This window comes from Actinophytocola sediminis, from assembly GCF_054779715.1.
This window is the reverse complement of record NZ_BAAGXS010000017.1, coordinates 14,687-27,645: the sequence shown is the minus strand read 5'-3', so window position 1 is coordinate 27,645 and position 12,959 is coordinate 14,687. Positions and strand designations below refer to the sequence as shown.

Sequence of the window (12,959 nt, the reverse complement as noted above, 5' to 3'; positions counted from 1 at the left end):
GAGCGGCGATGGATCGCCGGGGACCAGCACGAATGAGGGCAATCTTCTGGCTCGCAGTCGTCTCGATCCTCATCGGGATCGCGTTGGTCCTCACCGGCTACAGGCCAGGCACCGGCTATGGCCCACACGTGGTGTGCACCACCGGCGCCGGCGCGCAGATGAAGTGCAAGGAGAGCGACCGATGACCCAACTACATGACCTGCCGTGCGGACGCGTGCCCGTGCTCGGGCCGGTCGAGTCCCTGTCCCCCAACCGGACTCCCGGCCCTTCCCAGGTTCCGAACGGACGCAACGAATCCCCCGGCCCCTTGCGTCCGTTCGGGACCATCACGGTGCCCTGTGATTCGTGCGAAGGCGGAAGCAGGCCGCCGGCCAACGACGAGGCGTGTCCGGTATGTGCTGGCCGTGACGAGGTGGACTTGGTGTGGCGCGTCTCGGGCTATGACGACCAGGTCCACGCGTTCGTGGTGTCCGCAGCGGACGTCACCATGGTGTCAGCGGCGCGGCCCTGCTACCACAGCGTGCCCACGGACAAGGTGACGGATGACGTCGGCGACGCCCGCAGGTGCCCGGCATGCCTCATCACGGTTGCCGTGGCCACGCAGGAACAGGTCGACGCGAGTGTGACGGCGACGCTGGAGGGCTCGCCGGAGGGGCTTCGGACCCTTCCTGTCTGGCGAGACAGGTTCGGGTCCGCTAGCTCGGCGCGGCCGCGCGACTGAACCGGGACGCACTAGAATGTCCCCACCTTCCAGGCTCTCTCGGTGACACGGTGAGCCTCCGACGAGGGTAGACGCCCCCGGCCCTGATCAGGTCGGGGGTTTTCTTCTGCCAAAGCTAGGACGTTTAAACGTTGCGCTCCAGGTAGGGCGTATGACAAGATCGCTCTTGTCACCGAGAGAGTCCCTACAAACTGGAAGGCAAACCCATGACCAGCACCATCCGCATGACCCGCGAGGCATGGCTCGAGGCCGCCATCGAGGCCCTCCGTCCCCGGTTCGCCGAGGTCGGCATGGACCTGCCCGAGCGCATGCACGTCAGCGTCGGTTTCGGCTACGGCGCGAGCCGCGAGAACGGCATCATCCTGGGCCAGTGCTGGGCTCGCTCAACTAGCGAGGACGGCGCAAACCACCTGTTCATCAGCCCCCAGATCGGCGAGACCTCCGTCGTGCTCGGCGTGCTCATGCACGAGCTGATCCACGCGGCCGACGACTGCCAGTCTGGCCACAAGGGCGCGTTCGCCGAAGCCGCGACCCGCCTCGGTCTCGAGGGCAAGATGACCGAGGCCCTTCCGAGCGTGGCTCTGCAGGCCGAGCTCATCTGCCTTGCCGAGACGATCGGCGAGTACCCGCACGGCGTGCTGAACCCGGTCGCACAGCGGGTGCCGGTCGACCCGACCGGCGCGCCGGCCCCGACCCCGGGCCGCGTGCACTCCGGCCCGACCAAGCAGTCGACACGCATGCTGAAGGTCGTGTGCGCGCAGGATGGTTACACGGTCCGGACCACGGCGAAGTGGCTGGAGATCGGCTACCCGGCTTGCCCCTGCGGCGCCGTGATGCAGGACGGCTGACGCGAACACGACGAGAGGCCCCGCACCCGCGAACCGGGTGCGGGGCCTCTCGCGTTGTTCAGTAGTCAGGCAGCGCCGGCTGACTGGATACCACCTGGACGGGGTATGGCGTGGTCCTGCGGACATCGGCGGTACTGGTGCCTATGATCCCCACCGTTTACACGGAGCCAGGTCCGCTGACCGCAGACGATCGGCAGGTCCCGGTCAGGGTGCCCCCCGACATCGCAGACGAGCTCACGCTCGCCACGGTGTGGCTGTCCATCCAGCTCGGCCACCGGCTACCGGTCGGCGACCTACGCCGCGCGCTGCTCCTCGGCGGCCTCGCCCACCTCGGCGGCGTGCTGGCGACGCTGCGGGAGCGCGTAGACGGGCACACGGATGGAGCCCAGCAGGACCACCGCGAGCCAGGACGGTAGCCGCGGTTCTACCCACCGAACCGCGGCGTACACCGCAGCGAGCACGACCGGGACCACGAGCACGTCGACCAGGCCGGCGGCCGCGTCGGTGACGGCCGGCGGCAGGCCGAGCGACACCAGCCACGCGACGAGCGCGGCCCACAGCGCGGGCACGACGGTGCGCACCCACGCGACGAGACGATCGGACATAGGTTGGTTCAGCCTTCCTGGTTGTCGGGTCCCGTGACGTCGATGTCGACGCGCACGGTTCCCTCATCGAGGGCCTTGCGGGTGCCGGACTCGGCGGCCACGGTCACCGCGGCGAGGTCGAGCTCGTCGCCGGAACCGAGCTGGCGGACGGCCTCGGCGAGCCCTTCGACCTTCCCCACCACGCCAGCGAGCTGCGCGACGAGCGCCTGGTGCCGGCGGTCCTCCCAAGCGAGCACGGTGCGGACGTTGGCCTTGTGGGTCGTCTTCCCGCCGGGCGGTGTCCAACCCATGTCGAGCACGGTGTTTAGGAACGCGTCGGCGATCTCGCGGGCGGTGGGCATGTCGTCGTCCTCCTCGAGGAGCGCGGCGAACTCGTCGCGAGTGCCGCGGTAGGCGTTGGCGTCGATCGGTGACCGGCCGGCGACGGCGGCCGAGCTGGTGAACTGCAGCAGTGCCACCGGTAGGCCGCCGTAGCCCTGCCAGTAGTGGGATGGGACGTCGCCCCACTCGTCCGGGATGGAGCCGGCGACGTTGTCGGGGTAGCGGCTCGACCACAGCGGCGGCAGGCCGGCCAGCGACGGGGAACCGATCTGCTGCCAGTACCAGCGCGGCAGGTAAAGCAGCGGCACCCGGTAGCCGGCCGCGCGGAGCCGGGCCACGAGGTCCCGCGTAAGCGCGACGGTGCCGCTGTTGGCCTCGACGTCGGGAATCACCGGCACGTCGAGCGGCACCACGCGGCGGACGTGCGCGACCTGCGCGGCCGCCGACACGTTTCCGCGTTGGTAGTGGTACGCCGCGACGAGCAGCCCAGCTCGCCGCGCGGACGCCAAGTTCCCGGCGAACCGCGAGTCGGTGAAGCCGTTGCCCTCGGTGGCCTTGAGGATCACGAACGCGACGCCCTCGCGTGCGGCTCGTGCAAGGTCGAAAGCGCCTTGGTGGTGCGAGATGTCCAGGCCGAACGTGACGGCCATACTCAGCCTCCAATCAGGGTGAAGACCCACGCGAGCACCGAGCCGAGCACGCACACGGCTACCGCCCACAGGAGCTGTGTCCGCAGCCGCCGGTCGGTGGCCCGCTCCTGGTCACGCGCCGCCCGTTCCTGGTCCCGCTCCCGCTGCACCGACGCGATGTCCTTCTCTGCCTCGGTGACCCGGTGCTCGAGCACCGCGATACGCGGCCCCTGCTCGGCCGCGTGCGTGCGTAGCTCGGCTCCCAACGTGGTGAGGTCGGTACGAACTGCGGCGAGTTCGTCGTGCACGGTGGCGCGCAGCGTGTCGACGGCTTGGCCGACGTAGCGGAGCGCGACCTCAGTCGGCGCATCGGTCATTGCCGGATGTCCTCCAATCAGGTTTGCCGCAGGTAGCAGCCTTGCGGTGCGCACCACACCGCGCCGGTGCCGTTGGTTTGTGCGGTGAGGGTGAGGGGCGCCCAGTCGGTGCCGATGTGGCCGGCCATGCTGAACGGCCCTCGCTGTTCGGTGATGCCGCCGGTCTCTACCCAGCTGCCGACGAGCTGTCCGCTCACGCGAAGGCGGTACGTGATCGCCCCGGATCCGCTGGCGTGGCCCCAAGTCCCGTCAATCTGGATCCACGGGTGACTGACCGACGCGCGGCCTTCCCACAAGGTGGTTTCGCCGAGGATCTCGGCCGAGTCGATCGCCCACCGGCCCGTGTCGCCAGCAACGGGAACGCTCGGCGCGAACATCGGATAGAGCGGAACAGGGAGCCACGGGCGAGCCAGACCGGTGCCCGACTCAGCGTCGTCGGACACGATGATGCGGCCCGCATTGTCGGTGAGCGCCCAGAACTGGAGCCCACCAGCGGCGGTGTACGTGTAGAGAACGTAGGCACCGCCCTCGCGACGTACCCGAATGATCTGCTTGCCCTGGCCATCTGGTCCGATGTAGACGATCGTGTCCCCGTTGTCGTCGATCATCTGCAGGAACGCGTCATTGAGCAGTGTCAGGCCACCCTTTTCGATGGTTGCGCTCGTGAGCCCGAGTGACTTCCACAGCTGTTGGTACTGCCGTTCAAGGCGCTTGATCCGGTCGAGCAGGTTGGAAGGGGTGTTGACTTGCCCCACGTGTTCGGCTCCTTTTCCTACGCGACGCCATCGAGGAGCGGGGCCAGCGTGAGCGTGACCCGCTCGGCCGACGCGCCCGGCGAGAACGACATGTCGATGACGCGCACCGGTCCGTCGAACCCGGTGCGGTGGAAGGGGTCGGGCGGCACGGTGAGCCGGCCGTCGTCGCCGCGGTTCACCTCGGCGGCGGTGGGCGGGATGTCGCCGCGTACTACGAGCTTGGGCAGCACGACCGGCATGCGGCCTGTCTGCTGGTCGGCCTCGGCGTGGCCGGCGAGCGTGGCCGCGCCCTCCGCCGAGCCGTAGTTGTGCTCGGTCTCGAGCAGCGGGAACCCCTGGTTGTACTTGTCGACGTCCTCGTGCACCGCGATCGGCACGCCGAGGTCGACGCCTTCACCGACCGCGAACGCACGCGTCGTCATTCCGGTGCCGTCGCTCGGCCAGTTGTAGGACGTGACATTGCCGCCGAGTTCCCACACGTGGGAGCTGCCCTGCTGGCCGAGCCATGGTGTGCCGAGCCGGAGCACCCGGCGCGGTGCCGGCCCGTCCGGGTTGGGCGCGACGTCGAACACGATGTCGGGTCCGTCGAGCACGTTGCACAGCTGGCGGAGAACCTCGCCGGTCTCGGCGAGGTCGTGGCCCTGGTAGGTGCGGTCCCGCAGGGTGAACGACTCGGTGTCGTCGAACTCGACGAGGATGTTGCCGCCGGCGTGGGATTGCGCCAGGGCGACGAGCCGCCGGGCTATCTCGTTCTGGTCGACGTTGTCGTACGCGGCGGACAGGCCGGCAACGGTGGTGAGGTCCGGATCTGCCGGGATCAGCGGGATGACCTTGCGGTGGTCGAAGTACGTCCAGAACTCGCCGGCGCCGAGGGTGACAGCCTGGGTGGCCGAGTCGTAGCTGCGGGTCCAGATGATGCCGCCCCACTGTGGACGGTCGTCCCGGTAGGCGTAGATCACCCGCCGGCACGGCATGGTCAGGTCGTACGCGTCCAGGTGCGCCGTGCGAGCGCCGAGCTTCCATGAGCAGTCAAACCGGCCGGCGCCGTTCAAGGGCTTGTTGAACCGCACGCCGGTCGGCTTGATCTCCTCGAGGATCGTGTTGGTCCGCAGGTCGGCAAGAAGGTACGTGTAAACGGGTGGCGTCATGCGGGGACCACGTCGACTTCGAAGTAGTAGTCCGCCTGGGTGTTGAGCGGCCCCCAGCCGAGAGTGCCTTGCAGACCGGACTTGAACAGGAACCGCACCGTGTGGCCTCCCGTGTAAACGGTCCTGGCACGGCGGTACGGCAGGTTCAGGAAACCGGTCGCCGTCGGGAAGTTGGTCCCGGTCAGCTCGAGGAAGGACGCCGAGACCACATGGTTTTCCGTCGGTGCCGAGATTTCTGGTTGCACCGTGCTGTCGACGGTGATCGAGCCAGCGTGCGAGATGTACCCGATGTTCGACGTCACTGCGGTGAGCCGCATCCCCGCTCGACCTGCGATCCGGTATGGGAAACCAGGGTCCGGGATCACCAGCGACGCGAGGGTGTACGTGGTGTTCTGCGCCGCGGCGAACGCCGCGTTGGCGCCCGAGCCGGTCGCCGCCGGGGTGTCGTAGCTGACCTGTCGCGTGCCACGCCACACCGCACCGTCGAAGACATCGAGCGCATCGTTGTCAGTGCGGTAGGACGTGGTTCCGTTGGCGGGGTTGGTGATCGCCGCTGTCCGGTCGGCCAGAGATGAACAGACCGCGACGCCCTGCACGCGCCACGCGGTGTCGTCGCGGACCTCGACCCAGTTCCGGTCATGCCGGTAGATCGGCATGCCGTTGTAGGGGTTGACGATCGCGTCCCGCCACGTCTGGTTGGGGACAGGCAGCACGCCACCGACGGCCACGGTGATGCCGGGGTCCTCGGCCTGGATGTCGGACTGCTCGATGGTGATCGCGCCGGCCGCGACGTTGATGCGGGCCTTGAGGATGTAGTCCGGCGACAGGCCGCCGGCGGTCGGGTCCGGGTCGACCGGAACCACGGCCGGCGTGCCGACCACGTGCCGCACAACGAAATCCGAGTCTGCGTCACCGTGGTAGGTGTCGGACTGCTGGAACACGACCAGATCGATACGGGGGTTGGCCGGGTCGGCCGGCGCGGTGCCCAGCACGTCGATGGTCTTGATCGCGTCCAGACAGATGATGTAAACGCCCCCGCCGCCTGGACGGATCGACTGCAACGCGCCGCGGAACGGCGCGACGTGTACCTCGCCGTTCGGGGTCGGTGTGGTCGCGGTGACGTCGCCCGGCGTGGTGGCTGCGGGGAACATGCCGCCGTGCGACGTGACCGCACCAGACGGGACGATGAGCCCGCCGATGGTGAGCCGCGCGTCGAGCTCGTCGACCTGGCCCACGCCAGCGACGGCCCCCACGGCCCACGAGTGCCGCTCAGCCACGAGATTCCCTCCTCATAGGTCGGTGTGGTTGTAGAGGCACGCGAGCTGTCCTGTGCCGTCCTGGGACTCGAAACGCACCTGTGTGGTCGTGCCGGGCGGCAGGGTGAACCACTCGCGCCTCTGCAACTGGTTGTTGCGCGACACCCCGCTCGGCGTGAGCAGCACCGACCGATCCGCGGTGTTCAGGTCGAGCGTCTGCCCTGCCGGTAGCTGGTAGTCGTCCTCGAACCACAGCCGCTGGCCGGTGTCGCTGCGGGTGATCCGCGGCCCGAGACACGGCCCGGTGAGCCGCCACAGCGGTTGCACGTGCGCCCCGCCCTGGTTGGTGAGCGCGAGCTCGCCGCCGGCCTGGCCGGACCCGAACACGAGCGGGAACACGAGCGGGAACACCAGGCCGCCACCGCCGGGGGTCGGTGGCGTGGTCGACGGCGACAGCTGCGGCAACCTGAGTTTGCGCGGGTTGGTGGCCCGCCACCGGATCGCGCCCTCGGTCAGGCCGAGCGCGTAGCGCCGGTCCGTCGGGACGATCAGCCCGATACACCGCGCCCACACCTGCGACTTGACCCCGTCGAGTTGGACTACGAGCTCCTCCTCGACGGGGTTCTCGTCAGGCGTGGTGAAGCGCTGCAGCTCGGCCACCGCGGCACGGAACTCGGCCAGCGGGCGCACGATCCGGTAGGCCATGGTGATCGTGCGCCGGCCGACGAGCAACTGCCCAGGGTGGGCGCCGTGGTGGTTGTCGATGTCGACGTCACCGTCTCGCATGTCTGGCCGGTCGTTCCACCCCTCGAGCTGCACCATGCGGTAGGACGTGCCGGAGCCGAGCAGCAGGCCGCGCCACTCGATCTGTCGGTCACCGGTGATCAAATCGCCAGCAGTCATCAGCCACCACCCCGCGATAGCCAGTCCCACGCCTCGGCCTGCTCGGCCGGGTCGGCGTCTTGCGGTGCGTGGTAGTGCTCGATGTGCAGGGGAGCGCGGCCGCCGCCAGCGGCACCGGCGCCGGCCATGCCGCCAGCGGCACCGAACATGTCGGGCGCACCAGCACCGGCGAGCGCCGGCGATGGCACCGCGGCGTCAGCGAGCGCGGCCGCGGCACCGGTGACCGGGTCCACCATGGACTTGAGACCCTGCACCAGGCCCTCGCCGGACCAGACGCCGATCTGTCGGAACACCTTGCTAGGACTGGAGATTCCGAGGACGCTCAGCACGGAGTCGACAGCGTCACCGATGAGGCCCGTGAACCAGTCGATCACCGCGCTGGCCATCGACGCGAGGCCGTCGAGCAGCCCGCGGATGATGTTGACGCCGGCGTCCCAGAGCAGCCGGCCGAGGTCGCCGAGCGCGCCGAGGATCTTGCCCGGTAGCGAGGCCACCCAGGACACCAGCTCGCCGAGCTTGCGGATGGCGGCGTCCCGGACGCTGCCGAACCACGCGGCGATCTTGCCCGGCAGCGACGCGAGCCAGCCGAAGAAGTCGAGGATGTCGCTGATCCGGTCGCCGACCCAGTCCGCCGCGTTGGAGATGTGCTCGACGATGTTCCGGTCGATCCAGCCCCAGACTTCGCCGGCCTTCGTGACGAGCCAGTCCCACGCGGCGCCGATGGCCGCGGTGATCTGGTCCCAGTGGGTGACGATCAGCACGGCGAGCGCGATCGTCGCGGCGATGATCAGCACCCACGGGTTCAGCGCCGTGACAGCGTTGAGGATGCGCACGGCGGTCGTGACCGCGCCGAGCGCCTGCACGCCGGCGTAGAGCGCGATCGCCAGCGGACCGAGCCACGTCACGTTGGCAGAGATGAACGTAGCCAGGCCGAGCAGCAGGGGGCCGAGCACCTGCAGCCCGGAGACGAGCGTGCCGCCGACGATCTGCGCGAACTGAGCGAAGCCGGGTGCGAGCGCGACAATCACCGGCGCGAGCTGCTCGAGCGCGACGAGCAGAACATCGGTGACGACGTCCGAGACGGCGCTCAGCGCGCCGGCCAGGGCAGCGAGCGCCTGTTGCCCCTCGACGCTCTCGAGGAAGTCGGCGACCTTGCCGGTGATCTCCTCGAGCGTCTGCAGGAAGCTAGCGCCCTCGGTGTCGAACGCCGAGAACACGGCGCCGACGATCCGGCCGAGGTTCTGGAAGACGTCGATCAGGTCACCGATGGTCGAGAGACCGGTCGAGATCCACTCGTGCAGCTGGCCGGTGTCGCGTGCGTTGCGCACGAACTCGGCTGCCCCCTCAGCGGCGTCAGTCAGCCCACCGGTGAGGCCGGGCAGGAACTCCATGCCGACCGCCGCGGTGTCCAGCAGGATCGACGCCAGCGGCCGCAGCGTGCCGGCGAGCTCACCGGCGACGTCGCGGGTGCCGCCGAGGATGTCGTCGACCGTGGCGACCTGGCGGGCCTCGCCGAGGAACGCGCCGGCGGAGCGTGCGCCGGCGTTGAACTGGCCGGCGATGTCGCCGAGCCCGCGCTCGAGTACCGGGATGTACTTCCCGCCGAGGTCGCTCACGATGTCGGCCGTGTCGGCGAACAGCCGCTCTTGGACGCTGTCCTGCATGGCGTCCCACTCGTCGCGCATGTCGCGCACCGCGACGGCCGTCTCGCGTGCGGCCGGGGACAGCTCCTCGAGCGCGGCCGGGTCGGTGCTCGACAGCGCGTCGGAGAAGCCCTCCATGCCGAGCTTGAGCGCGGCGATCATGGCGACCGCGCCGGCACCGGCCGCCGGGATGAGCCCGACCGCGCCGGCCATCTGCCCGAAGATCGACGCCGATCCGGACAGCGCCGATATCGCTACCGGGATGTTCGACAACGAGTTTGCGGTCGACAGGAACCGGCTGGCCGCGCGGCTCGAGAACTCGTCGATGTCGGCCCGGAACTGGCGGAGATCGTCGCGTGCCCGCTGGTTGCCCCGTGTCCAATTCTTGTCGTCGAGCTCGAGATACCCGACGAGCTCACCGATGGTCAGCGACACTGCAGGCCCCCTCTTCTACAGCGCATCGAGCGCGGCGTCGATCGCCTCGTCGCGCAGTTCCACGGGTGCATGGGCGACGACGTGCCGCCACACCGACTGAGGGGAAAGGCCGCGCAGCAGCCAGAGGAACTCTCTCCGGCCGAGCTGGCTCAGCTCTTGCGCCGTGATCCGGTACTCGCGCCGGAAGTCCGCGACGATGTACGCCCAGTGCCGCCGGATGCGGGAGTCCGCGAAGATGCCCGACGCGCGGCGCGGTTCCCCGGTGCTTTTCCCTCGGCGTCGGCCTCGGCCTTCAGCTGCTCGGCCTTGGCGACGAGCTCGGCGGCCTCAGCGAAGGTCGTCGACTTGCCGGACCCGTTGGCCATGCCCCACGCGACCAGGACGCGCAGCTGCTTTCCGGTGAGCTTGTTCGCCTTCCACGCCTCGAGCGTGCCCTCGCCGAACAGCATCCCGAGCAGCTGCTCGAAGTCCTCGGGCCGCTTGGACTCGGCCAGCTCTCGGCTGATGTCCTCAAAGGACAGAGGCACGTCGGTCGGCACCACCACGTCGACGCCGAGAATCCGCTTGGTCTCCGGCGGATTCTCGGCGGCGCGGTGCTGCTCCCAGAACGCGAGGAAGTCGTCATCCTCGCGTGGCTCCACCTTGGCGGCCATCAGACCGCCTCGGTGGTCGACGCGCCGGACCGGGTCACGGTGCACGACCAGCTGATCACGGCGTTGTTGTCGCCGGACTGCTCGCCAACACTGAACAGGGCCGTAGGCCACACCTTCCAGGCTGTGCCCGCCGGACGACGGAATCGGATCCCGCCGAGTGCGTCGTAGCCCTTCAACGCGGCGAGATCCATGCAGCGGGTTTGGCCGGGGTCCTCGGCGTCGGTGATGTGGTCGGCCATGAGGAAGCCCTCGATCTCGATGCTGCCGCCGCGCTGTGTCGGAATGCCCTCCCACTCGCCGTCCGAGTCCATGTCCGTGGTGTCGGTGGTCTCCTCGTTCTCGGCCGGGTTGATCGTGATGTCCGTGCGGCCGGCGATGGCAAGCCAGGTGATGCCGTCCGCGGCCTGCACCTGGATGACCATGTCCCGCATGAGCTGCTTGCGCTGGGTCATCGTCCTTCTCTCCTTGGTTGGTGTGTGGTTCAGCCGCCGCGGTTGGCGGTGACGCGCTCGAGCTCGGCCCGGACGTTCACGGAGTACTCGCCATGGCCGAGCTCGTCGGCGCCCATGTCGATCGGTCCGCCCTGCAGCCCGACGCACAGGACCAGCCACGTGCCGCCGGGTAGGTCGCGGCTGCCGAGGCCGTGCAAGGCGTCGTAGACGGCCTGTGCGCGGCTCTCGGCGTCGCGTGCGTCGGTGTTGGTTCCGCGGATCCGCACCTGCACGTTGACCGTGTCGTAGGGCAGGCCAGCGTCGGACTCACCGGCGCCGTACCGGGACACGGCCAGCGCCGCGGCCGGTTCGGGCGGTAGCCGCTTGAGGAAGATGTCGCCGGTCGTGCCGGCGTCGTCGTAGGTGCCGAGGCCGAGCTCGGCGAGCAGGCGCGCAAACTCCTCGGTGACGGTCATCAGAGCGCCCGCCTGATCTCGGACTGCACGATCTGGCCCACTGTGTCGCTCTCGCGTTCGAGCGGGTCCTCGAGGTACTTCGCCTTGCGGCCCTCGTCGTGCTGGTAGTCGAGCTCCTCGTGTTGGCGCACCGCGTACGGGGTGTCGTAGGCGACGGCTGCGGTGAGGCTCTCGGCGTCGACGCTGGCGACCCCGGAGCGTTCGAGGGTGGCCTCCTCGAGGGGAACCTCCCTGCGGGACTCGCCGAGCACGTGCTCGGCCGCCTTGCGCAGTCCGCGCACCGCGCCCGCGCGCATCCGCGTGTCGGCCTCGTGGCCGTACCAGCGAAGCCGTGCCCGCTGTGGCATGCCGGCCCCCTCTCCGGTCAGGTGAGCGCGAGCTCGAGGTGATCAGGAGTCGGCAGGCCGGACGCGTCGCGTTGCTTCGCGGTGATGACGAATGCCTCACGGCCGCGCACGTTTACACGGCTCTTGGGTGGGGCCGTGGTGTCGAGCAGGCAATACACAGTGGACTCGGACACGACCTGTTGGCCTGCCTCGTTGCGGACCAGGCGCCGCGCGTCGTCGACGAAGCACCGCACGGGCACGGGTGGCCCGTAGCGGGGTCCGGTCGCGGACTGGCCGAGGTATGGCTCGACGGTGACCGTGTGCCGCCGCATCCATCCGGGGAACTTCACGCCACACCCCCGGATCAGTAGGTGCTGATGACCACACCGGGCAGCAGGCCGGCGAGCCGCAGATGGGTAGCCGCGTGCGGGCCGAGCGTGCGTCCACTCGGGAGCGTGACGCCGGCGGCCGCGCGGCCGCGCGTGAGGGACACCGAGCCGATGCTCGCCGAGGTGTACTGGCCGGCGTCGCCGAGCTCGTCGCCGGTCTCGTCCCACCAGACCACCTGTGCGCACACGGCGTCCCGTAGGGCTGCCTCGATCCTGCGATCGGTGGGCAGCTCGGTGACCGGGTCGGTGGCGTAGACGGCGGTGAGCAGAGCGTCGTCGACGAACTCCGATGCGCGCGTGCGGACGCGCTGGGACTCTGGCTCGGCCGGGACGACGAAGCTCGATCCCTCGGTGTAGGCGACGAGCTGCTCGTGCGTGGCGTAGATCCGTGCCACGGCTACTTGTCCTGCTCGACCTGGAGCACGGCCACCTGCAGGCCGGTCGGGTCGTCGTAGTCCCACCACACCCGACTATCGGACTGGGTGTAAACGGCCGGGAACGGTCCGATCAGGACACCGTCGGTGCTGGCCGGGATGGGGTGCTGCCGTCCGCCGTTCGTGACGGGCACTCCGGCCGGGCCGTTGGGGATCAGCACCGTGACCGTTTTCGGGGCAGGGTCGGCGTTGTCGACGCGCAGGAAGGTCAAGCCGTCGTTCGGCGCCATGTGGCCGTCAGCGATGGCCGGCGTGGGTGTCGGGGTGCGGGTGATCTGGCTGTTGATGGTCTCGGCCGCGATCGCGGTGCGGGCCATGGCGTCACTCCTTGCTCTTGCGGGTCCGATGCTCGGCCGGCGACGGGGGAGCATCGTTCTGCTGCTCGGCCGGCTCGGTGCCGGCCGACTGCTCCGGCGCAGGCCGCGTGACGTCGTCGGCGAGGCGCCAGCCCTGCTCGCCCTCGAGGGCCAGCAGGCCAAGCCGGGTGTCCTCGTAGTCGCCGGCGAGTGGCTGCACCCGCTCGACGACCCTGCCGCCCTGCACGCGCTCGTAGGTGGGCACTTTCGGGCCTCCTCGTGGGAAGGTGCCGGCCGCCGTCTCCCGTCGGCG

The 12,959-nt window shown here is 69.5% G+C and carries 19 protein-coding genes; 3 read left to right on the top strand and 16 right to left on the bottom strand.

The genetic code is table 11. The annotated features are described in order from the left end of the window. Nucleotides 1-32: 32 nt before the first annotated feature. The 3 genes from ACYVIP_RS08950 to ACYVIP_RS08940 all read left to right on the top strand — a co-directional run bounded on the left by ACYVIP_RS08950 (nucleotide 33) and on the right by ACYVIP_RS08940 (nucleotide 1,569). The gene (locus tag ACYVIP_RS08950; RefSeq protein ID WP_460394040.1) at nucleotides 33-185 is read left to right on the top strand and encodes a hypothetical protein; all 153 of its coding nucleotides are present in this window, start codon (nucleotides 33-35) and stop codon (nucleotides 183-185) included. Between the two features lie 236 nt (nucleotides 186-421). Further along, complete coding sequence (locus tag ACYVIP_RS08945; protein ID WP_460394038.1) at nucleotides 422-721, top strand: hypothetical protein; 300 nt, start codon at nucleotides 422-424, stop codon at nucleotides 719-721. Between the two features lie 206 nt (nucleotides 722-927). Then, nucleotides 928-1,569: a hypothetical protein gene (locus ACYVIP_RS08940; protein ID WP_460394036.1), complete on the top strand. Its 642-nt coding sequence runs from the start codon at nucleotides 928-930 to the stop codon at nucleotides 1,567-1,569. 293 nt (nucleotides 1,570-1,862) lie between these two features. Here ACYVIP_RS08940 and ACYVIP_RS08935 read toward each other — a convergent pair whose 3' ends face one another. From ACYVIP_RS08935 to ACYVIP_RS08860, 16 genes are all read right to left on the bottom strand, one after another. After that, nucleotides 1,863-2,174, bottom strand: a complete 312-nt coding sequence (locus tag ACYVIP_RS08935; RefSeq protein WP_460394034.1) for a hypothetical protein — start codon at nucleotides 2,172-2,174, stop codon at nucleotides 1,863-1,865. Between the two features lie 8 nt (nucleotides 2,175-2,182). Next, nucleotides 2,183-3,145 (bottom strand): glycoside hydrolase family 25 protein, encoded by a 963-nt coding sequence (locus tag ACYVIP_RS08930; RefSeq protein ID WP_460394032.1) that lies wholly within the window; start codon nucleotides 3,143-3,145, stop codon nucleotides 2,183-2,185. A 2-nt stretch (nucleotides 3,146-3,147) separates the two neighbouring features. Continuing rightward, nucleotides 3,148-3,501, bottom strand: coding sequence for a hypothetical protein (locus ACYVIP_RS08925; RefSeq protein ID WP_460394030.1), 354 nt, complete (start codon nucleotides 3,499-3,501; stop codon nucleotides 3,148-3,150). A gap of 17 nt (nucleotides 3,502-3,518) precedes the next feature. Beyond that, entirely contained in the window at nucleotides 3,519-4,256 is a 738-nt protein-coding gene (locus ACYVIP_RS08920; RefSeq protein ID WP_460394028.1) for a hypothetical protein, read from the bottom strand. Nucleotides 4,257-4,273: 17 nt separating this feature from the next. Next, complete coding sequence (locus ACYVIP_RS08915) at nucleotides 4,274-5,404, bottom strand: hypothetical protein (protein ID WP_460394026.1); 1,131 nt, start codon at nucleotides 5,402-5,404, stop codon at nucleotides 4,274-4,276. Continuing rightward, nucleotides 5,401-6,681: a hypothetical protein gene (locus ACYVIP_RS08910; RefSeq protein WP_460394024.1), complete on the bottom strand. Its 1,281-nt coding sequence runs from the start codon at nucleotides 6,679-6,681 to the stop codon at nucleotides 5,401-5,403. The genes ACYVIP_RS08915 and ACYVIP_RS08910 overlap by 4 nt, the downstream gene beginning before the upstream one ends. Nucleotides 6,682-6,693: 12 nt before the next feature. Continuing rightward, nucleotides 6,694-7,563 (bottom strand): hypothetical protein, encoded by an 870-nt coding sequence (locus tag ACYVIP_RS08905; protein ID WP_460394022.1) that lies wholly within the window; start codon nucleotides 7,561-7,563, stop codon nucleotides 6,694-6,696. Then, entirely contained in the window at nucleotides 7,563-9,641 is a 2,079-nt protein-coding gene (locus tag ACYVIP_RS08900; protein ID WP_460394020.1) for a phage tail protein, read from the bottom strand. The genes ACYVIP_RS08905 and ACYVIP_RS08900 overlap by 1 nt, the downstream gene beginning before the upstream one ends. A 149-nt stretch (nucleotides 9,642-9,790) precedes the next feature. Then, entirely contained in the window at nucleotides 9,791-10,294 is a 504-nt protein-coding gene (locus ACYVIP_RS08895; RefSeq protein ID WP_460394018.1) for a hypothetical protein, read from the bottom strand. Beyond that, on the bottom strand, nucleotides 10,294-10,746 hold the full coding sequence (locus ACYVIP_RS08890) for a phage tail tube protein (RefSeq protein WP_460394016.1): 453 nt from the start codon (nucleotides 10,744-10,746) through the stop codon (nucleotides 10,294-10,296). Before ACYVIP_RS08890 ends, ACYVIP_RS08895 begins: the two co-directional genes overlap by 1 nt. Before the next feature lie 29 nt (nucleotides 10,747-10,775). Then, nucleotides 10,776-11,201 (bottom strand): minor capsid protein, encoded by a 426-nt coding sequence (locus tag ACYVIP_RS08885; RefSeq protein WP_460394014.1) that lies wholly within the window; start codon nucleotides 11,199-11,201, stop codon nucleotides 10,776-10,778. Continuing rightward, nucleotides 11,201-11,548: a hypothetical protein gene (locus ACYVIP_RS08880; RefSeq protein WP_460394012.1), complete on the bottom strand. Its 348-nt coding sequence runs from the start codon at nucleotides 11,546-11,548 to the stop codon at nucleotides 11,201-11,203. The genes ACYVIP_RS08885 and ACYVIP_RS08880 overlap by 1 nt, the downstream gene beginning before the upstream one ends. 17 nt (nucleotides 11,549-11,565) lie before the next feature. After that, complete coding sequence (locus tag ACYVIP_RS08875; RefSeq protein ID WP_460394010.1) at nucleotides 11,566-11,877, bottom strand: hypothetical protein; 312 nt, start codon at nucleotides 11,875-11,877, stop codon at nucleotides 11,566-11,568. Between the two features lie 14 nt (nucleotides 11,878-11,891). Beyond that, nucleotides 11,892-12,311 (bottom strand): hypothetical protein, encoded by a 420-nt coding sequence (locus ACYVIP_RS08870; protein WP_460394008.1) that lies wholly within the window; start codon nucleotides 12,309-12,311, stop codon nucleotides 11,892-11,894. A gap of 2 nt (nucleotides 12,312-12,313) precedes the next feature. Continuing rightward, nucleotides 12,314-12,667: a hypothetical protein gene (locus ACYVIP_RS08865; RefSeq protein ID WP_460394006.1), complete on the bottom strand. Its 354-nt coding sequence runs from the start codon at nucleotides 12,665-12,667 to the stop codon at nucleotides 12,314-12,316. A gap of 4 nt (nucleotides 12,668-12,671) precedes the next feature. Next, the gene (locus ACYVIP_RS08860) at nucleotides 12,672-12,911 is read right to left on the bottom strand and encodes a hypothetical protein (protein ID WP_460394004.1); all 240 of its coding nucleotides are present in this window, start codon (nucleotides 12,909-12,911) and stop codon (nucleotides 12,672-12,674) included. Nucleotides 12,912-12,959: the final 48 nt, after the last annotated feature.